A 20,681-nucleotide genomic window follows, 5' to 3' on the forward strand; every position below is an offset into this window, starting at 1 on the left:
TGCGGCTGGATGGCGTGACGAAGGTGGTGGACTTCGGCGTGGCCAAGGCGAGCAATCGCTCCACGCGCACGCGCACCGGCATCCTCAAGGGCAAGCTGCGCTACATGTCGCCCGAGCAGGTGCGCAACCATCCGCTCGACGGACGCAGTGACCAGTACGCGCTGGGCGTGGTGTTGTGGGAGTTGGTGACGCATCGCCCGCTGGTGGAGACGGACAACCCCGCGGAGGCGATGCGGCGCATCGCCCTGACTCCCGCGCTGAAGCCGTCGATGCTCGTCGACGGTGTCTCTCCGCTCCTGGAGAACATCATCCTGCGCATGCTGGCGAAGCCGCGCGAGCAGCGCTTCGAGCGTTGCGCCGACGTGGCCCGCGCGCTCCAGCAGTACCTGGACGAGAGCGCGCGAAAGCCCGAGGACGGCGTCGCCGCGACGACCGAGCGCCTGGTGGGCGAGATGGTCCGCGCGAGGATGCGCGAGTCGACCGTGGGCCTGGGCAGCCTCTTGCCTCGTGCGGCGGGCTCCAGTGTGACCTGCCCCCGGTGCGGCCAGTCCACCAGTGGCACCAGTCGCTTCTGTCCTCACTGCGGCAGCGCGCTCAACACCCCCTCCGAGCCCCAGACGCGCGGTGGGCTCACCGGAATGGCGGCGCCCGCCTCGGAGGTGTCCGAGGTCACCTCCGGACACCTCATCGACGCGGAGGCCCCTCCGACGGAGCTGCACGTCCCCACCGCCACCACTCCGACGCTGCGGGCCCAGGGACCCGACGCCGCCGCGTCCCCAGAGGCGACGGTGAGGATGCGAGGGCGAGAGGCGGGCGCGCTCCGGCGCAAGCTCGTCATCGTCACGGTGGAGGTGGAGGGCGCGGAGGCGCTGCGACGAGCGCTGGGGCCCGAGGAGGGAATGGAGGCGGTGGGCCACCTTCTCGACCTCGTCGCCTCCATCGCCGAGCGACACGAAGCGGAGGTGGTGCAGCTCACCGAGTCTCGCTGGAGCCTCGCCTTCGGCCTGCCGGTGTCGCGTCGAGACGACCCGGTGCGCGCGGTGCGCTGTGTGCTGGAGCTGCTGCGCGCGGTGGAGACCCTGGGGCTGTCGCCCGCGCCGGTGTCGCGTGCGGGTCTGGAGTTCGACGCGGTGCTCGTGAGCGGAGGCGGCGGGCGCGTGCCCTGGCGGGTGACGGGCGCGGGGCTGGAGCGGTCCGCTGTACTGGCTCGGGCCGCGTCTCCGGGCGAGGTGCTCGCGGGAACGGCGGCGAAGGCGCTGCTGGACGAGGGTGTGCGCTTCGGCGCGGAGCGAGTGCTCTCGTCGGGCTCGGCGTGGCGCGTGGAGGGACTGGGCGGCGTGGTGCGCGGAGTGCCCTTCGTGGGGCGCGCGGACGCGCTGGTGGCGGCGCGGGCCGTGGTGGAGTCGGTGCGCGCGGGGCAGGGGGGCGCCAGGCTCTTCGCGGGCGCGGCGGGCGTGGGCAAGAGCCGACTGCTGGAAGCAGTGGCCGAGAGCGCCTCCCACGTGGCCTCGCTGCGCGTGGTGCGCACCAGCGCGGAGGACCTGCGCGGCGCGGGGGCGATGGGGTTGATGCGCTCGGTGCTCACGGGGTTGGCGCGCTCGCTGGGCCCGGTGCCGGAGGGCGCTCCGCTTCAGCCGCTCGGCGTGCTGGGGCTCTCCGCGCAGGAAGTCGCGGCGCTGTGGCGGCGGTTGTCTCACGGCGGGCCGGCGGGGCAGCTCCAGGCCGGCGACGCGGCGGTGACGGAGACGTTGCTGCGCGCGGCGCGTCCCGGTGGCGTGCTGCTCCTCGTGGACGATGTGCACCACGCGGACGTGGCCTCGCTGGAGCTGCTCGTGTCGCTGCTGAGCGCCCCTGGCTCGCGAGTGGGCCTGGTCGCGACGACCGTGCCGGACGTGCTGCCCGTGGCGCTCGCCCCGTTGCCGCTCTCCGTGCTGGAGGGAATGCCCCGGCCGGAGCTGCGGGCCCTGCTGGGCGTGGCCTTCGGCGCGCCTCCGGGCGCGGAGGTGGAGAAGCTCGTCGTCGAGCGTGCCCATGGCAATCCCTCCTTCGCCCTGGAGCTGATGCGCGCCCTGGTCGAGCGCGGCGCCGTGCAGCGCCTGGGTGGCTCCTGGCAGGCCACCGCGCCCCTGGGGGAAGCGACGCTGCCCGACAGCCTCGGCCTCGCGCTGGGGGCCCGTCTGGACCTGCTGCCGCCGCAGTTGCAGCGCTTCCTCACGCGCGCCGCCGTCGAGGGCTCCGTCTTCTCCTCCGCGCTGGTGCGCGCGTCGCTCCCGGCCGAGGACGCTGTCGAGGACGCGGCGGAGCTGCTCGTCGCGGATGGCTGGCTCGCGGAGGTGTCGGAGCGGCCGGGCTGTCTGCGCTTCATGCAGGAGCTGTCGCGTCAGGTGTTGCTGGAGCGGTTGCCGGCGAGCGCGCTGCGCCGCTCGCATCAGGAGCTGGCGGAGGCGCTGGGGCAGGACGCCTTCGCCGCCGAGCCCGCGCGCGAGGTGCGCGTGGCCGACCATCTGCTCGCCGCCGCCGCGCCCAACGCCGCCGCGGCCTGTGAGCGCGCCGGTGAGCGACTCTCCGCGCGAGGCGAGTGGCGCGCGGCCTCCGACTACTTCCGCCGCGCGATGGGAGATGCCCCGGGCGCCACGACCGCCGCGCGGCTGTGGCAGCTCGGCATGCTGACGCGAGCGTGCACCTGTCTGACGCAGGTGGACCCCACGGCCGTGGAGCCGCTCGCCTCGCCCTGGCTGGAGAAGCTGCCCGACACCGAGTCACCCGCCACGCGCGCGGAGGTGGTGCGCCGCATCGCCGCCGCGGACCTCAAGCTCGGCCGTGTCGCCGCCGCCGAGGCACGACTGCTTGCGATTCGCACCGCCGCCGCGGCGGACCCGGAAGTCCTGGCGTGGGTGCTGGGCGAGCAGGCCCGCGCCCGCGAGGCCCGGGGCGACATCGCAGGAGCTGTGGAATTGCTGACACAATCCTTTCAGCGCATGGGAGGACGTCCCGCTCGCGCGTCGGATTTCTACTGGGAGCACCTCAACCTGCTGGGTCGTCTCCAGCTTCGGCTCCAGCAGCCGGAGAAGGCTCGCACCAGCTTCACCCATGCCTCCGAGCAGGCTCGCGCCACGGGGCATGTCGTGGGCCAGGCCCGCGCCCTCTCCAACCTCGCGGGCCTGCGCGTCCTCGCCGGGGAACACGCGGCGGCGCTCGTCGAGCTGGAGCGAGCGCTCGTCCTGGCCGAGCAGGGGGGAGATGCGCAGGAGGCCGCGCGCATCCACTACAACGTGGGGCGTCTGCTCGGCGCGGGGGGACGGGCCGCCGAGGCGCGTGAGCGATTGGAGCGGGCCCGGGAGCGCGCCCGACTCGCTGGGTGGCGTGAGGGAGAAGCCCTGGCGACCCAGGCCCTGGGGGCGCTGGGGGCCCACGCGCCTCGCTTGTGAAAGGCAACGTTCATTTGGTGGTGCTTGGATTCTGGCTTTAGTGTCCTGGTCGGAATCCAATGCATTGCCAGCCATGCCCGCTCCCGTATCCAGAGGACAGATTGCAGCTCAGGGCCCGGTGGGGGTGCCCGCGCTCTCGCCGGAGGACGCCGCGACGGAGGTGGGCCACGCGCTGAACAAGGTGCTGGGGGCCTATCGCTTCTACGCGGAGGGGCACGCCGCGCTGGTGGAGGTCCAGCAGCGATTGAGCGAGGCGGTGCGGCGCTACCACGAGGTGACGAGCGAGGCGGTGGTGCTGCACGTTCGCTCCACGATGCTGCTCCTCGGCGACGTGGTGCTCGTGGAGTCGACGTCGGCCAAGGACTCGGTGACACGGCCGCTGTTCCTGGAGGGCGTTCAGGAGGTGCTGCTGCAGCCGGGGTTGGAGGGGGAGGAGCTGGCCGCCTTCCTGGGCATGTGGCACCGCGCGCTCCAGCGCACGCTGCCTCCGGAGTACGACTTCTATACGTGGTTCTGGGAGCGAGGCTTCGAGGACATCGAGCTGGTCGTCGCGGAGGTGCCGGCGTCGACGGAGACGGGCGAGTCCGCGCAGGCCGAGGCGCAGCTGGCCGAGCGCGAGGAGCAGCTCTTCGCGGAGCTGACGCGGCGCCAGGCCTCGGGCGCCTCCCGTCGTCGTCCCGTGGGGCATGACGAGTGGCTGGCGCGACTGGAGGCGGAGGTGCTGGCCCCTGTCAGCGCGCAGGACCTGGTGCGCGCCGGAGCGCCGGCCTTCGCGGGCGCCAGCGACACGGAGGTGGCGGAGCTGCGGGTCCAGTTGGAGCGCGAGCGGGGCGGCGAAGGCGTGCACGAGCGGGGCCTCTGGGTGGTGTGGGGCCTGCTCGCGGTGTGCCGGGAGGAGGAGCGCGGGGAGCTGCTGGCGTGGATGGAGGAGCTGCTCTCCGGGCTCGTCTCGAATGGCCGCTGGGCGGAGCTGTCGCAGGTGGTGCAGGGCATGACGAAGGATGCCCGGGCCTCGGGGGCGCGCGCGCCGGACCTCTACTCCGTCACGCGGCTGTTCTTCCGGGAGAAGCTGCGCTTCGCGCTGGCGCAGGCCACCGCCCAGCCGGGTGTGCTGCTGCGGGTGCTGGAGTTGTTGAGCGCGCTGCCGCGTGACTCGCTCCAGGGCGCCACGGACCTGCTCTTCGAGCTGCCCTCGCCCGAGGCCCGTGGGGCCCTGGCGAAGCTGCTCGTGCGCCGGGGCATCTCGTTGAATGTGTTGGTGGCGCGGGCCTCGTCACTGGGGGTGGTGGACCTGGACTGGGTGCAGTTCCTGCGCGAGTCGGGCCCGGAGGCGACGCCGCTGACGTCGGCCCTGTTGGGACATCCCCAGCCGGAGGTGCGCGCGGCGGTGCTGTCCCGCTTGAGCCCTCGGGACGTGGAGGTCCAGCGCTCGCCGCTCCTGAAGTTGCTGGCGGACCCGTCGGCGGGGGTTCGCGGCGCGGCGCTCGTGTTGCTGGTGCGCTACGGCGTGGACGCGGCGGTGGGGCCGCTGGTGTCCAGGCTCGACGCGCGGATGGAGGCGCGCGAGCGCATGGCGGTGCTGCGCGCGCTCGCGGACCTGGGCGGGCCCATCGCTGGCGCGGCGCTGCGCTCGGCCTTCGAGCGAGAGCAGGACGTCGAGTTGAAGGCCCACTGCGCGCGCTGCATCGGCATCCTCGGAGACCCGAGGGCCCGGCCGTTGCTGGAGGCGGTGGCGAACAAGCTCTTCGCGCCGCGCAATCTGAAGCAGGCCTGTCGGGAAGCGCTGGCGCAGCTGGCACCGGTGGGCTGACGCCACGCAAGGACGTCGGGGGACGCGGAGACATGGAGACGGCGACGACACGGGAGGACGCGGCACAGGTGGGTCCGAAGCTCATGGGCCTGGTCGTGCGGTGTCTGAACACGGTGTCCCTGCATGACGTGGACAACGCGGGCGTGAAGGATGCGCTCGAGGAGCTGGGCACGCTGCTGGACGCGGAGCTGCGGGGCCAGAAGTCCGTGGAGTTGCAGTGCGTGGGCGGAATCCCCTTCCTCAACGGCTCGAGGATGAAGCTGGGCGAGGAACATCTGGAGATGGCCGTCTCGCTGCGGCGCTACCTGGAGCATCTCCAGGTGCAGGAAGTCTCGTTCGGCTCGGGGCTGCGCCGCGAGCACCTGCGCGCCTTCCTCGTCGCGTTCCAGAAGCACCGACGCACGCAGAAGCCCCAGGCCATCCTCCTGGAGAAGTTGGGGCCCATCCGCCTGCGCGAGGTGTTGTCCTCCACGCACGTGCTGACGCCGCGCGAGGTGATGCTGCGCTACTACGCGCGGCTCGTCGTCCTGCTCAAGCACGTCATCAGCACGGGAGGGCAGGTGCGCGTGGAGCGCTTCCGTCGTGTGCTGTTGCGACTGGCCGAGTCCTCCGTGGGGCACGAGTCGCTCCTGGTGGGACTCACGCGCTTTCGCCGGACGGACGTGGATGGTGGGCAGCACGGCGCGGCGGTGGCGGTGCTCGCGCTGTTGATGGCTCGGCGGATGGGGCTGTCCCGCGCGCAGCAGTTGGACCTGGCGCTCAGCGGGCTGTTCCATGACCTGGGGCGGGGCACCACCACGCTCGCGCCGGAGCAGGAGTTCGACCGTGCCTCCCATGAGCTGCTGGCGCGGCGGGGGCCCTTGAAGACGGCGCTCCGGCTGTTGCAGCGTCCGCTGGATGCCAGTCGGCTGGAGCGTGTCGTGGCCGCGCACGACTGTCTCCAGCCGGCCTGGAGCGGGCCGGTGCAGCGTCCGGTGGGGGTGGCGGGGCGGCTCCTGGCGGTGCCCTGTGCCTTCGACCTGCTGACGTTTCCCGCGCCGCCTCATCCGGGGCTGGCACCGGACACGGCGCTGCGGCTCATCACCCACCGGGCGGGCACCCGGTTCGACCCGAAGGTGGTCCGCCTCTTCACGGCGGTGGCCGGCTTCTATCCGGTGGGGACGCTGGTGCGCCTGTCGGGTGGGCAACTGGGCGTGGTGATGGATGTGCCCGCGGATTCGGCTCAGGCAGCCAGACCCCGAGTCCGGGTCATCCAGGGGGCGGGGAAGACCAAGGCGGACTACGTGGTCGACCTCGCCGAGCCCGGTCAGCGGCTCAACATCGTCGCGTCCCTCGATTCCACCGAGAGTGACTTCAACGTCCCGCACTTCCTCTTCTCCTGAGGGGGCGGGCGGATACCGCCTGTCTGGACGAGTGCCTTGCGGACGGCACCGGGCGCGGAGGCCGTGAGAAGAGGGCCTCGCGGTTCACACGTGGAGCGACGGGCGTGGTTAAAATGGGCGTCACTCCCACCCCGTTCCGTTGTCTGTCTCCGCCGCCGTGAAGACGCCGCGTTTCCTATTTCGTTCCGTCCTTGTTCTCACGCTCGGCTTGCTGGGCGCATGTGGGCCGTCGCCCGAGTCGCTGACCTTCCAGCCGCTGGAGTCGAAGTTCCTGCGCACGCCGGGGCAGAACGTGAAGCTGGACTTCGTGGTCCTCGACGCCGAGGGCCAGCGCATGTCCGAGCCGAAGCTGCGGTGGACCAGCTCCGCGACGGATGTGGCCCTGGTGCAGGACGGCGTGGTGACGGTGCGCAAGTCCGGCAAGACGGTCATCGGCGTGACGGGGGGCAAGGTGCGTGAGGCCCTGCCGTTGGACCTCATCATCCTGAACTCGCTGGACGTGCGCGCGCCGGGGGCTGACTTCCTCGAGGTGGGGCGCACCATCAAGCTGCGGGTGGTGGCTCGCAACGAGCAGGGCGCGTCGCTCCCCGAGATGACGCCGGAGTTCCGCTCATCGGACGAGACGGTGGCGCGGGTAGAGGATGGGCAGGTGGTGGCGGTGAAGCCCGGCTCGGCCACGGTGAGCGCGAACCTGGGGCACCTGGCTCGACACATCGCTGTCCAGGTGGTGCCCGCGGACTTCGCGCGCCTGGGCCTGAACCTCACCCACCATCAGTTCACGCGTCCGGGCCAGTCGGTGTTGCTCCTGGCGCGGGCCTTCAACCGCAACGGGGCGGTGCTCGACAGCGTGCCGCTGGAGTGGTTCACGTCGGATGCCTCCGTGGTGTCGGTGTCCAAGGATGGCCGGGTGACGGCGGTGGGGCAGGGACGCGCGGTCGTCTCCGTCGTCGCGGGTCGCCGCCGCTCCGCCGCGGAGTTCGTCGTTCCGTAGTGGCGTCGAGGTGTCCGCGTCGGTGGCGCGGGCCGCTGCTTCCGCCTGACGGTTCGAGGCGCCGCGCTGAGGACATCAGCGCGGCAAGCTGCAAACGCGCGCCCGCGGAACGCACCCGAGCCTTCGGCGCGGCGGGCAAGAGCTGCTGCATTGAGACCGGCACCGCACCTGAGGCTCCGGCGGCGGGGTGAGCTGCAAACGTTGCCTGGGAGCACGGCCCCGCGCTGAGGACATCAGCGCGGCGAGCCGCGGACGCTGCCTGAAAACCGCGCCTACGGCTTCGGCGCGGGGCTGGCCTTCGGACTTGGTGCCTTCGTCCGTGAGGGGCGCTTGCCCTTCTTGTCGGACGGGTCCTCGGGGCAGGGCGGACGCGGGCCATCGCTGGGCGGCTGGATGGTGAACTCGACGCGGCGGTTGAGCGCCATGCCTTCTTCCGTCGCGTTGTCGGACAGCGGCCGGCTGCGGCCGAAGCCCTGCGAGCACACGCGCTCCGCCGCCACGCCACTCTGCACGAGGAAGCGCATCACGCTGGATGCACGCCGGCGCGACAGCTCCAGGTTGTACGCATCGCTTGCGCGAGCGTCCGTGTGGCCCTCCACCAGCACCCGGTCCATCTCCGGGTTCTCGTTCATCACCCGGGCGACCTCCTCCAGAATCGGGAAGGACTCGGAGAGGATGACGTCCTGGTCCGTGGCGAAGTTCACCTGCTCCAGGATGACAATCTTGTTCCCGTCGCGGCGCGCGAGCGGACAGCCATCGCGGCCCCGGCTTCCGGCCGGCTGGTCCGGGCACCTGTCGAGCCGGTCCACCGTTCCGTCGCCATCGCGGTCCGTGTCCGGGCAGCCCGCGTTCTCCACGGGGCCGGGCACCTCCGGGCACTTGTCGCCCACGCCAATCACGGAGTCGCCATCCGGATCCACCGGAGGAGGAGGCGGCGGCGCCGGCTCGGGCGGCTCCTTGAAGCGCTCCAGCGCCTCCCACTCGCGCGTCTTCGCCGGAATCCAGATGATGGACGTGAAGAAGCTCAGCGTGGGCGACGCGAGCGAGCATCCACAGCCCGCGCCTCCGCCGAAGGTGAACGTCACACCGGTGGAGCTGTACCAGCGCAGGCCGATGAGCAGCTCCGCGGGAATCTGTCGCTCCGTTCCAGGCGCCTTCTTCAGGCCGACCGCGCCGTTCACCATGCCGAGCGCGGTGATGCCACTGCCTCGGAGGATGGGCACCTCGGTGCCGAGGCCGAAGGGCGCCATGTCGCCCACCGCCACGCCGTCGAACACGCGGTCAGGCCGCTTCCAGAAGCCGCCGTTGAACGCGAGCAGGATGCCGTTGCCGAAGCGGTAGTCCAACACGAGCCCGGGGGCCCACGTCATCTCGCCCTCACCGGCGAACGCGTCCTGCGCGCCCGTGGGGAAGGACACGTTCATCGTCAGCGCGGCGCCCCAGCCCTTGCCCTCGGCGGCACGGCGCAGGCCCGGGATGGCCACCTTGCCGCTGATGCGCAGGTCCCCGAGCACGAAGCTCTCCACGCTTCCCTCGGTGCCGATGACCTCCAGGTTCTGTCCGCCCTGCGCGAGGATGAGCGGCAGGTCCACGCCAATCTCGCCCCAGTCGAACAGGCCCACCATGGCCATGACGTCGAGCTGGAGGCGGTTGCCCACCAGGCTGATCTTCTCGAGGTCACCACCCTCGGGCACCAGCGTGAGCGGGTTGAGCGAGTAGCTGAGGTACGGGCCGAAGGCCACGGACATGTGGGACAGCGGACGCGACTGGGTGACGACGACCAGGTCCTGCGGGGCCGCGGACGGGCGGAACAACTGCACGTCGAAGCGGGTGTCCGGCTGAGCGGAGGCGAGGGTGGCCCCTCCGAGCGCCAGGAGGAGGAGCGGGAGGTGGAAGGGTCTCATCGGATGCGGCGCTGGGAGCGAAGGAGCAGGAGGCCCGCGGCGAGCAGGACGAGGATGGTGGCGCTGCCGGCCGGAGTCGCGTCGGCGGCGGTGCCGCAGCAGAAGGCGCCGCCCTGTGGGTCGGTGCCGGGCTTGCGTCGGCCTCGCTCGCATTCCTGCGTCTTGGCCGAGCAGTGCTGCACACCGAGGCAGTCGCCGCTGTCCTCGCACGAGGTGGAGCAGGTGTTGTTGGTGAGGTCGCAGGTGCCGCCGCAGGGGCAGTGTGCATCGGCGAAGCACTGGACGCAGGACTCGCCGTTGCAGACGAGGCCCGCGTCACACGTCACCGCGCAGGCACCGGCGTTCTCACAGGTGCGCGTCGTCGGGTTGCACTGGCCGCTGCCGCAGTCGTCGTTGCTCCGGCAGCCGACGCAGGCGCTGCCCTGGACCGAGCCGTCCGACAGACAGAAGGGCGCATCCGTCTCGCAGGCCTCGCAGCGCGAGCCGCAGTGGCGGTCGGTGGTGCAGGAACTGCACTCGCCGCTGAGGCAGAACTGGCCGTCGCCGCATTCCAGGTCGGTGCGGCACTGAACGCAGACCTCACCGTCGAGGCAGAAGGGCCGCTCGCCGGGGCACGTGGCGCAGGCGGGGCCGCAGGCGGCGGCGGTGTTGCACTCGGGCAGCGTGGTGACACAGCTGCCGTTGAGCGGGTCACACTTCTGGCCCTCGCCGCACTGGGCATCGGTGGTGCACTCGACGCAGGAGGGCGAGCCACCGGGCGTCAGCGCGGCGCACTGGGTGCCATTGGGGCAGCAGTTGCAGGAGTTGCCAGCGCAGGAGTCATTGGTGGCGCAGGGGAGGCACTGGTTGTTGGTGCAGACCTCGCCACGCTCGCACTGCGAATCGTCGTTGCACTCGCGGCACTGGTGGATGTCGGTCGCGCAGACCTGGCCACTGGGGCAGTGCTCGTCATCGGTGCAGGGGACGCAGGTGGCGGTGGGCTCGTCGCAGACGGCGCCCGGGCAGTCCGCATCGTCGTTGCAGCCCGAGCACTGGTTCGTCCCGAGATCGCAGCGGCCGGTGCTCGGACAGTCCTCGTCGTCGTTGCAGCCACGGCAGGTGTTGTCGCTCAAGTCACAGCGGCCATTGGGACAGTCGTCATCGCCGTTGCAGCCACGGCAGGTGTTGTCGTTCAGGTCGCAGCGGCCGTTGGGGCACTGGCCATCGTCCGTGCACTGCACGCATTGCGTGTTGCCGTTGATGTTGGCGCAGTAGGGCGAGGACTGACCGCAGGGTGAACAGGAGGCACCGCAGAAGAGGGCGGAGTCACAGGGCGCGCACAGGGCCGCGGCGTTGCAGTGGAAGTAGGAGGCGCAGCCGCCGTTGTTGGGGGCGTTGACGTTGGCGCGGCTGCACTGCTCGCAGCGGTTCGGGTCCGTCGAGTAGGACGGGAGGCCGTTCTCCGTCTGGAAGAACTGCGCGGGCTGGAGCAACTGGAAGCCGGAGCTGTACAGGTTGATGATCGGCGGCTGGTTGGCGGCGCGCTCGAAGTCCGTGAAGGTCCCTGTGAGCTGGGACATCTCAAGTGCGGCGTGCTCCGTCACCTGCGCGTACAGGATCTCCACGGCGTAGAGTCCCGCCTGGACGAAGGTCACGCTGTTGGTGGTTCGCCAAGTGGGCGCACCCAACTGAGGCGGCCTGTTGATGACTGTATAGGATTGAGACCGATCGTAGATGACAAGGCTGACGGCATCGTCCGCGTAGTAACCCAGATGCACGGTCTGGCCCGCGAGGCTCGCAGGGACGTTCAAGTAACCGCGGAAACGCGAGACGAACGGCGTGAATGCGTCGCCATCGTTGATGACATTGAAGCTGCAGCCACCCGTTGAACACCCCGGTGCGGAGACCTGACTCACGAAGTCGCCGTAGCTCAGCGTGCGACCATCGTTGAGGTTGTTGGACAGGTCGAACGGCGTGCGCATCACGGTCGTGACGCGGTTCTGCTTGCTGGTGGGCTCCTCGAAGTATCCGTTGATGACGTCGAGGTACGTGCCACGTGTCTGCGGGAACTCGCCCAGGGTCCGCGTCCACACGTTGGAAGCGACGCACATGCCTTGCCCAGCTCCGCTCAGCGCTGGGGCAATCGGGGGGCCGGAGACGGTGACGTCAGCGAGCTTCTGGCCCCAGGCAGGGGAGGCCACAAGGCACACCGCGAGGGCAGCGAGCGCGATTCGCGCGATGCGGAACAAGGGGGATTTCAAGGCCGCGCCAGCATGCTGGAAGCCCCTGACAAACTCAATTCTCAGGCCAACTGGGCATCAGGCCGACTTTGTGACGTGCTACGTCGGGCTTCGGACGGCAAACCCGTACTCCTGTCGACACGTTGCTGTATCAGTTATCCGGAAGAGCGCGGAAAGCCCGTCCCGGTGTCGTGTGAGTAGCGCACCTACCGGGTGACGCGGTTCTCGGAATGCACGCTGTCAGCTCCCGGCCCCAGGCGCCTCGCTGGCTCTAGCATCGATAAGAACTCCTCCACGATGCGCTCGGCCGCGAAGTGTTCTCGAACGAAGCGCGCTCCTGCCGCTCCCATCGCCCGCCGACTGGCTGGCGTCATGTCCACCATGTCCAGCACCGCGTCACGCCAGGACACGACGTCTCCAGGAGGAACCAGTCTGCCGGTCTCACCCTCCCGCAGGGTTTCTGGCAACCCTCCAATCCGGCTGGCGAGCACTGGGACTCCGCAGGCCTGGGCCTCGATGGAGACTCGCCCGAACGGTTCCAACCACTCAGAGGGCATGGTGGCCACATCCATCGCGGAATAGAGGGAGCGCATGTCGCTCGTCCATCCGCGCAGGAGATGTCGCGGGTGGAGCTCTGGCGTGAGGGCCGCTCTCAATCGAGGATGCGCGGCCTCCTCGCCCACCCACAGTGCTCGCAGGCCAGGCCGAAGTGGCATGGCCTGATTGAGGGCCTCGGCCAGTCGGAATGCCCCCTTCTCTGGCTTCAGCGCGCCAACGAATCCGATGAGCACTTCGTCGGGGCTCACGCCAAGAGCGCGACGTGCCTGGTCCCTCCGTTCTTCATCAGGGCGGAAGTGCTCGACGTCCAATGGATTGTAGAGAAGTCGGACCCGTTCGGAGGCAACGCCTTGCTCCACCAGGTTCGAGCGCATGGACTCCGACACCGCGATGAAGCGGTGCGCCCAGCGGGGTAGCAGCAGGCGGGACATGGGCTTGAGTCGGCTGTTGAGATGGCGGAAGAGCGCGACCGGTGTGCCTGTCATCCTCCCCAGCATCAGGAGCGGCCAGTACTCGTGCCCGAAACTGCCCACCAACCACTGGGGCCGCGTACGACGGATGGCGCGCAGCGTGCTGCGCATCCCCCTGACATCGGCCGCGTTTCGGAAGACGCCGGGCTCGACGTCGAGCCCATGGGACTTCAACTCCCTGGCGATGAAGCCTTCCTCTCGCGCGACGGTGATAACACCGTGACCAGCTTGGGACAGGGCTCGCACCAGGCTGACGAGGTGGGTCTCTGTTCCCCGGGCCCCAAGGCTGGTACCCACGAAGACGAAGTTCATGGCTCCAGCACACCATGGGTGCCCCTTCTTTTCGAGGAGAACCGAGGCTCATGCCGGGAGTTGGGCACGACCTCCCCCGTCCTCACGATTCCTCGCGGCGAGGTCGCGTCTGTCTTTCTGGATTGCCAGCCGTGTCAGGCACCGCGGGCAGGCCATGAACGAAGACGGAATGGCTACGCCCGGCGGCAAGCCGCGTCACCGTCCTGGGAGCGGATGAACGCGGCGGTCAGCTCGGTTCCCACGGCGGCGCCCAGCACCTCGTACGTGCGCCGACGTGCCCCGCCGACGACCGAGGGCTGATGCGCGAGCGACTCCGGGTGTCGCACGAAGATGTTGTAACCGACGATGCAGCCGTCCGCACGAAGCACGGTGATGCCGTCCGTCGCCATCATTCCGCGCAGCAGCTGCCCGGTGGCGCGCACCGCCGTGGCCGCGGCGTCGGTGGGGTCCGCGTGATAGCGGTCCAGCAGCGCCACGATATCCAGCGGGCGGGGAAGGATGATGCCGTCCACGAAGAGCGTGGAGCCCGCGCGCTCCCGGGGCAGCACCGCCACCAGGGCCCCATGGGACGACTGCATCACCTCGAAGAGCACGCGCCGGAAGAACCCCCGGGCTCGCTCGAGACTCGCGCTCGCCACCTCTTCGGTGATGGCCTCCGCCAGCTCGTTCAGCACCGCGGGAGGCGAAGCCCCCTCCACGCGAGCACCTGACAGGTACACGTGCCGACACAGGCCGCCGCCCGCGCGCAGCTCCAGCATGTTGTCCGCGAGCTGGAGCACGCCCACGACACCCGCTTGAGGGTCCTCCGTCCGACGCAGCCGCTCCAGCGGTGACTCCGCGAGCGGAAACGGGTCCGTGCGGAACACGCCGTACGCGAAGCCCTCCGGCACCCGCAGCAGGTACAGCGCCCACCACCGGCCCTGTCCCAGCGGCGCGCACTGCTTGAGCGCCCGCTGGATGGTGGCCCGCGAGCGCGGACCGATGCCGATGGCGATGGGGTCATGCCCGCCCAGCATCGCGAGCATCTGCCCCAGGTCGTCTCCGATGAACGCCATGGGGAACAGGGGCGCGCCTTCCTCGCGGTAGCGCGACAGCGTGACGATGAGCTCGCCGATGGAGTCGGCCGTCTGCGCGCACGTCATCCCCGCTTCGTCCAGGAACGTACCGACAGCGTCGGTCAGCAGGTGGCGGAAGGAGAGGACGGGAGGTGGGGAGCCCGGTGCGCCGGAATCCGAGCCATTCATGACGCTCCCAGCATGGCGCATTGTCGCCGCACACGCACGGGCCGAATATCATCCGTCCTGACTGTCCGCGTGGCCTCGCCTCGGTGTCTCAGTGCGTACACCTCAAGACCCACCCACGGGGACGGGAAGCGACGGCTCGCCTCCCCGCCAGCCGTCAGGACAGCTCGGCCCGCGTCGCTTCCAGTCGCGCGGCGGTCCGGTTCCAGTCGTTCGCCAGCCCGTCCAGATGACTCAGGACGTCCGAGAAGAACCGCGTCTCCAGCGCCTGGGCCAGCGTGGCGCCGTGAGCATCCGCCCACTTCCGGGTGACGCGGGCGCGCACCTGGGCACCCAACAGGTCCACGAAGCGCTCCATCAGCGGCGTGGACAACAGGGTGCCCGCCCACACCACCGCGTCATGGCCGAAGCCGCCCGTGGCCACCGTCACCACCGCCGCCGCGCCGGACGGCACCGAGTACACCAGCGTCGTCAGCGCCTGGAGCAGCTCCTCGCGCATGCCGCCCTGGAGCTCGCCCGCCACCAGCTCGCGACAGTAGGCGTACAGCGTGGCGCGGTCCGCCGCGTGGGCATGCAGGGACTCGAAGCCCAGCGGCTCCTCCAGCTTCGCCAGCGTCACGGGACCGAAGGCCTCGGCCAGCTTCTCGCGCGTCTCGGCGTCTCCCCGCCACGCGGCGACCTCCGGCGCGAAGGCATCCACCAGCCGTCGCACCCCATCCGTCATCGTCGCGTCCACCGTGCGCGAGGGCGTCTCCGAGCCCTCTGGCTCGGGACCGGTGAAGGACTGGCGCACCTTGCGACTCACGTACGTGAGCGCCGTGGCCAGTCCCCGGAACGGCAGCCGCACCCACTTGTGGAACTGGCTGCGCGCATCCAGCTCGTCTCGAAAGGCGTCGATGAGGATGTCCGCGGGCACCGCCTTGAGCGCCGCCGCGCTGCCCACGCTCCCCAGCTCGTGTCGCAGGCGTTGCCGCAGTCGCTCCGGCTCGCTCGCCGCGCGAGTGGACGCGCGCGCCACCGCCTCCAGCTCCGCGCGAGCATCCGCGAGTGACGCCTCCAGCGCCCGGGCCTTCAGCTCCCGCGCGTGCTCGGCCTCTCCCAGCAGGGAGTTGAGCGGAGGCCGCCCGTCCAGCGGCTCCGTCGCCAGGGGACGCAGGCCCGCCTCGACCTCGGGCTGGTGCGGCGCCAGATAGCGCGCGAGCGGAGGATGGCCCACGTCGGAGGCGAGCTTGTCCAGGTGCCCGCGCGCCACCTCCTCGCGAGACGCCTCGTTGTAGACGAGCAGGTACGGCCGGCCATGGCCCACCGCGGCGCGCAGGAAGTCCACCAGCGCCGCGTTCTGGTACGTCTGCCGGCTCACCACGAATACGAGCACGTCCACGGTGACGAGCAGCGCCTCCGCGCGCTCGCGATTCTCCCGGTACACGCTGTCGAAGTCCGGCGTGTCCATGACGAGCAGCCCGCGAGGCACCGCGTCCGCCAGCACCAGGTACAGCCGCCCCGCCGGCCCCGGCTGGTCCACGGGCGCGAGCTCCCCTGGCACGACGGGCACCGTGTCGTAGCGGCGGGTGAGGAAGTCCTTCAGCGCCCCCGTCCACGTCTCCGGGTGGGCCGCCGCGAGGCACTGCTTCGTCAGTCCTCCCTCGGGCCTCGCGGGCGACAGCGGCGCGCCGACCAGCGCGTTGAACAGGGTGGACTTGCCCACGTTGTTCGGGCCGGCGATGGCCACCAGCAGCAGGGGCGCGTCCGCGGAGCCCAGGCGGGGGAGCAGGTCCCTGCGCAGCCGCTCGGCCAGACGACGGGCCAGGTCCGCGTCCGACGCCTCGGGGAAGCGCTCGGGGGCGGGCAGGGCGTCGAGTGCGGACGCGAGGGACTCGCGCAGGGTGTAGGGGTCTCTCGTCATCGGAGGTCCACGCACACCAGAGCATGTGCGGGGGCGGGTTCCCAGTTGCTTGCGCGGTGGATGTCACTGGGGGACAGAGTGGCGGTGGCGCGGTAGGGTCCCCCGCCATGCGCACCCATGCCGCCTGCCTGTTGTTGCTGGGGCTCGTTGCCTGCACCGCCGCGAACACGAACACCCCCGTGTCCGCGGACGCGACGCACGCCGGAGCTCCCCTGCCGTTCATCGAGGATGACTACGCTCGCGCAATCGCCGAGGCGAAGTCGAAGGGCATCCCCCTCTTCGTCGACGTCTGGGCGCCGTGGTGTCACACCTGTCGCTCCATGAAGGCGTATGTCCTGTCGGACAAGTCGCTGGCCCGCCACGCCGACCGCTTCGTCTGGTTGGAGGTGAACACCGACCTGACCCAGAACGCGGCCTTCCAGGAGAAGTTCCCCATCGAGTTCTGGCCCACGCTGTACGTCATCGACCCGCGCGAGGAGAAGCCGCTCCTGCGCTTCGCCGGCAGCGCCACGGTGGAGCAGCTCGTGAAGCTCTTCGAGGACGGCGAGCGCGCCTACAAGGGTGGCATCACCGGCGCGGAGGCGCTGCTTGCGCGCGGTGACGCGCTCTACGGTGAGGGTCGCTCGGCGGAGGCTGTCGAGGCGCTGACGGAGGCCCTGACCGAGGCGCCCGCGGACTGGAACCGCCGGGGCCGCGCGGTGGAGTCCCTCATGACGGCGATGTTCGGCGCGATGCAGGTGGAGCCGTGCGCGAAGAAGGCGCTGGAGCTGCTGCCGGGCACGCCGCGCTCGCTGTCGTGGGCCAACGCCTCGATGATGGGCCTGATGTGCGCGCTGTCGATTCCGGACCAGGCCGCGAGCAAGGAGCTGCGCACGGCCCTGGAGGCCAAGGTGGTCGAGGCCATGGGGCCTCCCGTCATCGAGATGACGGGGGATGACCGCTCCGGCCTCTACGAGATGCGCGTGGGGGCACGCGAGGCGGACAAGGACGAGGCCGGCATGAAGGCCCTCGCCGGGGAGTGGCTGGCGTTCCTGGAGGCCGAGGCAGCCAAGGCGCCCAACCCCGAGGCGCGCGCCGTCTTCGACTCGCACCGCATGTCGGCGGCGATGAAGCTGGGCACGCCCGAGCGCGCCGTGGCCGCGCTGGAGCAGAGCGAGAAGGACCTGCCCCAGGACTACAACCCGCCCGCGCGGCTGGCCACGCTGTACCGGCTGCAGGGACGCCTGGATGACGCGCTCGCGGCGAGTGACCGCGCGCTGGAGCGCGTGAAGGGCTCTCGCCGCATCAACGTGCTGTCCAACCGTGTCGACATCCACGTCGCGCGCAAGGACGTCGCCAGCGCCACGAAGACGGTGGAGGACGCCGTCGCCTATGCCAAGACGCTGCCCGCCTCGCAGGTGTCGCCGCGCATGATGAAGGGCCTGGAGAAGAAGCTCGCCGGGCTCCAGGCGGAGGCCCAGCCCGCGCCGAAGTAGCCTCGGGTCAGCGCGCCGTCACCCGCACGGCGGCGCGCTGCTCCAGGTCGAAGCAGCCTCGGGTTCAGCGCGTCGTCGCTCGCACGGCGGCGCGCTGCTCCAGGTCGAAGCAGCCTCGGGTTCAGCGCGTCGTCGCCCGCACGGCGGCGCGCTGCTCCAGGTCGAAGCAGCCTCGGGTTCAGCGCGTCGTCGCCCGCACGGCGGCGCGCTGCTCCAGGTCGAACAGCTCGTATTCGTCGACGGGACAGTGGCTCATCCCGCCGTCGATGAAGACGAGCACCGCCTCCGCCGCCCCCGTGGCCGGCGGGGCACCGTGCGCGCAGTCCACCCGCGCGCCGTCCGTCACCAGGTGGCGCACCACTCCGTCGAGCGCCGTGCCCGAGGTGACGCCCATCAGCTCGCGGACGCGCTTGTCGCGCGTGTGCCCCACCACCTGCGTGAGTCCCGAAGGAAGCCGCCGGGGGTCGAAGCGACGGCGCGGCGTCTGGCGCGTGCGCTCGGCGTCCTCCGGCTTCGTGCTGGGGCGCTGGTAGAAGATGCCCGTGCCCTCGCCTCGTGCGGCGTCGCCCGGCTGGTGCAGTCCGGGCACCTCGAGTCGTCCGCGCGTCCGCGCGTCCACCGCCGCGTCCACCGCCGCGTTCAGCGCGTGGGCCACTGCGTCCGCATCCGCGCGGCGCTCTCGGGGCAGACCCGTCACGTCCAGGTCCTCGTGCGTGACGCCCGCATGCAGCACCAGCAGCCCGGGGCCCGCCGCGTGCGCGGTGCGAAAGCGACGGACGCTCAGGAGGTACTCCACCCACGTGCGCTGGGCCTCCAGGAAGTTGCCGAAGTCGCGGGCCACCAGCTCCGCCGTGGGGACAGTGGGCCAGCGCTCCAGGAAGGCGCGCTCCCCGGCCTCGTCCGTCTGTCCCTTCTGGTAGACGCGGTCCGCTTCCGCCTGGGCGACGGTGAAGCGGGCGTCGTCGAAGTCGGCCAGCTCTCCCACGCGGCCCAGGTCGTGGTTGCCCAGAATCAGGATGACCTGGTCGGAGGGATGCGCGGCCAGCCACGCCACCAGCGCCAGCGCGCTCTTCGCCGCGTGCAGACGCTCCTCGGGGCGACCCCAGTCGAAGTGGTCCCCCACCGAGACGAGCTGCACATCGGGCTTCAGCCAGCCGTCGGTGCCCAGGAGCCCGTGGTGGTCGAGGATGGCGAGGACCTTGTCGAAGTCCGCCTGCGGGTCACCCAGCGCCAGCCGCCGCCGTCGATGAACTCCATTGGCGGGCGCGGAGCGGGGACCTGTCTCCACCGCCTCTCGGGCGCGAGCGTGGGCGGCCTGGAGGCGGGCGTCTGGGGAGTCGTTCACCCGCCCATTCTAGGGTCAGGACGTCTGGAAGAAGCGGGCGATGAGCGCCGAGCGGCTCTCCACGTGCGCCTTGGCCAGCAGGTGCGTGACGTGGACCTCCACGGTGCGCTCCGCGCAGCCTAGCCTGCCGGCGATGGACTTGTTCGTCTCGCCCTGGACGATGTGCGTGAGGACCTCGGACTCGCGCGCGGTGAGCGACCAGCGCGCGGCCAGGGCCGTCACGCGCGCGGCGGCGCTGGAGGCGGTGCCCGTGTCGATGGCCAGGTAGTGCGCCGGAAGCCCCGTGGTGCGCAGCGGCGTGAGCGTCAGGGGGCCTGAACAGGGAATGCCCTGGGCGCCCCGGCGAAGTTGCTCCATCAGCTCCGGCTCGCCGCGCTCCAACCACACGCGGCCGGCGCTGTTGGCGTGCACCACCCGGCCACTGCCGCTGACCACCCAGGCGGCGCGCCCGAGCGCCTCCATCGCCACTTCCAGCGCGGTGGACATCAGCCCGGACTCGCGCAGCCGAGTCTCCATGTTCAGCCGCCGCTGCAACGCCGGCGTCAGCGCCTGGAGCACCCGCTGCTCGCGCTCGGTGAAGGGCTCCTCGCGCGCCAACCCCAGCCAACCCAGGAGCGACGGCCCCTCGCAGACCAGGGTGCGCAGGAAGGCCATGCGCTCCATGCCCAACTGCCGGTACACCGCGCCGGAGCGGGTGTTGACCCGCTCGCGCTGGGCGTCCAGCTCCGCCTCATTCAATCCCAGACGCCGCGCCACCTCGTATGCGGGCTGGTCATGCAAGGGCATCTGCCGCGCCTCCGACTCCTGCAGCGAGCGGAAGTGCAGCGCCCGGTTGCGCTGGGCCGGTGCGGGGCGGGCGGGATCATACCAACCCCAAAGACTCTCCCGGTCCGACAGGAAGGTCTCCAGCGCGTCGAAGACCACCTCGGGCGGTTGGGGAAAGCCCGAGCTGAAGGAATAACTGACATGGAAGCGGTCAGGCCCTACGTCCACGCCATAGGCCACCGCGCGCTCCGCCTTGAGCGTGTCGCGCAATGCGCCCAGAACCGTGGGGAGGGACTCCGAGCTCGGCTCCGCTTCAGCGAGCAGGGCTTCCAGGTCCGCCAGGATACGCTGTTCCTCGGAATTCAAACGAATCACGATATCCTGAGTATAGGCTGGCAATGCGTGGCTTCCACTATCCTACCAGGATGTCGAAGTTGTGAGTTGTTGAGCATTTATCGGCGACATGCCCTGGAGTCTGAGGTGTCAGGGTGGAAGACGACATCAGGGCTTCCCCGCATGGAATTTGAAGTGCGTCCAGCGCGACAATGAGGCGCAGGCCCACCGGGGGGGAGGGCCTTTCGCGGTAGGTTTCATGTGAGCGCGCGCCGGGGATCGACAGTCGATGCCCGGCGCGTCGCCCTTGAACCCCGCGATTTCCCTTCCAATTGACGCGAATTGGCGCGAAGCCCGCGACGCACCCCTGGGTCGTCCGCTTCGCGCTTTGACGCGGAGCGTCGTTCGCAAGGCCGCGAAACATCACCCGTTCGCGGTCGGCACGTCGCTGGCTAACAGATTCATGACAATGAATTCCTACCGTGCCATTGCGCGGTGTCTGTCCATTCGCTCGTGATGAACGAGTGCTCATTGAGGGGTGTCTG

12 protein-coding genes are annotated in these 20,681 nt (G+C 70.6%); 5 read left to right on the plus strand and 7 right to left on the minus strand.

The window, feature by feature from the left end:
• From ACN469_RS18160 to ACN469_RS18175, 4 genes are all read left to right on the plus strand, one after another.
• Positions 1 to 3,428: AAA family ATPase (locus tag ACN469_RS18160; protein ID WP_498769581.1), on the plus strand; the 3,428-nt coding region annotated here is incomplete at its 5' end.
• 73 nt (positions 3,429 to 3,501) lie between these two features.
• Entirely contained in the window at positions 3,502 to 5,238 is a 1,737-nt protein-coding gene (locus ACN469_RS18165; protein ID WP_498769583.1) for a HEAT repeat domain-containing protein, read from the plus strand.
• Between the two features lie 32 nt (positions 5,239 to 5,270).
• Positions 5,271 to 6,620, plus strand: coding sequence for an HD-GYP domain-containing protein (locus tag ACN469_RS18170; RefSeq protein WP_498769585.1), 1,350 nt, complete (start codon positions 5,271 to 5,273; stop codon positions 6,618 to 6,620).
• Between the two features lie 157 nt (positions 6,621 to 6,777).
• The gene (locus ACN469_RS18175) at positions 6,778 to 7,611 is read left to right on the plus strand and encodes an Ig-like domain-containing protein (protein WP_498769587.1); all 834 of its coding nucleotides are present in this window, start codon (positions 6,778 to 6,780) and stop codon (positions 7,609 to 7,611) included.
• Between the two features lie 272 nt (positions 7,612 to 7,883).
• On the opposite strand, the gene traB is transcribed toward ACN469_RS18175, so the two are convergent.
• The 5 genes from traB to ACN469_RS18200 all read right to left on the minus strand — a co-directional run bounded on the left by traB (position 7,884) and on the right by ACN469_RS18200 (position 16,218).
• Positions 7,884 to 9,515, minus strand: a complete 1,632-nt coding sequence (gene traB, locus ACN469_RS18180; protein WP_498769589.1) for an outer membrane exchange protein TraB — start codon at positions 9,513 to 9,515, stop codon at positions 7,884 to 7,886.
• Positions 9,512 to 11,755: an outer membrane exchange protein TraA family protein gene (gene traA / locus ACN469_RS18185; RefSeq protein WP_498769591.1), complete on the minus strand. Its 2,244-nt coding sequence runs from the start codon at positions 11,753 to 11,755 to the stop codon at positions 9,512 to 9,514. The genes traB and traA overlap by 4 nt, the downstream gene beginning before the upstream one ends.
• A 185-nt stretch (positions 11,756 to 11,940) precedes the next feature.
• Complete coding sequence (locus ACN469_RS18190) at positions 11,941 to 13,074, minus strand: glycosyltransferase family 4 protein (RefSeq protein ID WP_498769593.1); 1,134 nt, start codon at positions 13,072 to 13,074, stop codon at positions 11,941 to 11,943.
• Positions 13,075 to 13,247: 173 nt separating this feature from the next.
• The gene (locus tag ACN469_RS18195; RefSeq protein ID WP_498769595.1) at positions 13,248 to 14,318 is read right to left on the minus strand and encodes a hypothetical protein; all 1,071 of its coding nucleotides are present in this window, start codon (positions 14,316 to 14,318) and stop codon (positions 13,248 to 13,250) included.
• Between the two features lie 154 nt (positions 14,319 to 14,472).
• Positions 14,473 to 16,218, minus strand: a complete 1,746-nt coding sequence (locus tag ACN469_RS18200; protein ID WP_498769597.1) for a GTPase domain-containing protein — start codon at positions 16,216 to 16,218, stop codon at positions 14,473 to 14,475.
• A 107-nt stretch (positions 16,219 to 16,325) separates the two neighbouring features.
• On the opposite strand from ACN469_RS18200, the gene ACN469_RS18205 reads away from it, so the two are divergent.
• Positions 16,326 to 17,693: a thioredoxin family protein gene (locus ACN469_RS18205; protein WP_498769599.1), complete on the plus strand. Its 1,368-nt coding sequence runs from the start codon at positions 16,326 to 16,328 to the stop codon at positions 17,691 to 17,693.
• A gap of 178 nt (positions 17,694 to 17,871) precedes the next feature.
• On the opposite strand, the gene ACN469_RS18210 is transcribed toward ACN469_RS18205, so the two are convergent.
• Both ACN469_RS18210 and ACN469_RS18215 read right to left on the minus strand, forming a co-directional pair.
• Positions 17,872 to 19,038 carry a metallophosphoesterase gene (locus ACN469_RS18210; RefSeq protein WP_498769601.1) on the minus strand — a complete coding sequence of 389 codons (1,167 nt, stop codon included), beginning with the start codon at positions 19,036 to 19,038 and terminating at the stop codon, positions 17,872 to 17,874.
• A 15-nt stretch (positions 19,039 to 19,053) separates the two neighbouring features.
• The gene (locus ACN469_RS18215; RefSeq protein ID WP_498769603.1) at positions 19,054 to 20,178 is read right to left on the minus strand and encodes a response regulator transcription factor; all 1,125 of its coding nucleotides are present in this window, start codon (positions 20,176 to 20,178) and stop codon (positions 19,054 to 19,056) included.
• Positions 20,179 to 20,681: the final 503 nt, after the last annotated feature.

The organism is Corallococcus terminator (genome assembly GCF_049194865.1).
Classification (GTDB): Bacteria; Myxococcota; Myxococcia; order Myxococcales; family Myxococcaceae; genus Myxococcus; species Myxococcus terminator_A.

What these genes read in the sequence shown, in the direction of transcription:
- ACN469_RS18190 (WP_498769593.1), bottom strand. Translation starts at nt 13,074, where the DNA reads ATGAACTTCGTCTTCGTGGGTACCAGCCTTGGGGCCCGGGGAACAGAG.
- ACN469_RS18205 (WP_498769599.1), top strand. Translation starts at nt 16,326, where the DNA reads ATGCGCACCCATGCCGCCTGCCTGTTGTTGCTGGGGCTCGTTGCCTGC.
- traB (WP_498769589.1), bottom strand. Translation starts at nt 9,515, where the DNA reads ATGAGACCCTTCCACCTCCCGCTCCTCCTCCTGGCGCTCGGAGGGGCC.
- ACN469_RS18170 (WP_498769585.1), top strand. Translation starts at nt 5,271, where the DNA reads ATGGAGACGGCGACGACACGGGAGGACGCGGCACAGGTGGGTCCGAAG.
- ACN469_RS18200 (WP_498769597.1), bottom strand. Translation starts at nt 16,218, where the DNA reads ATGACGAGAGACCCCTACACCCTGCGCGAGTCCCTCGCGTCCGCACTC.
- ACN469_RS18165 (WP_498769583.1), top strand. Translation starts at nt 3,502, where the DNA reads ATGCCCGCTCCCGTATCCAGAGGACAGATTGCAGCTCAGGGCCCGGTG.
- ACN469_RS18195 (WP_498769595.1), bottom strand. Translation starts at nt 14,318, where the DNA reads ATGAATGGCTCGGATTCCGGCGCACCGGGCTCCCCACCTCCCGTCCTC.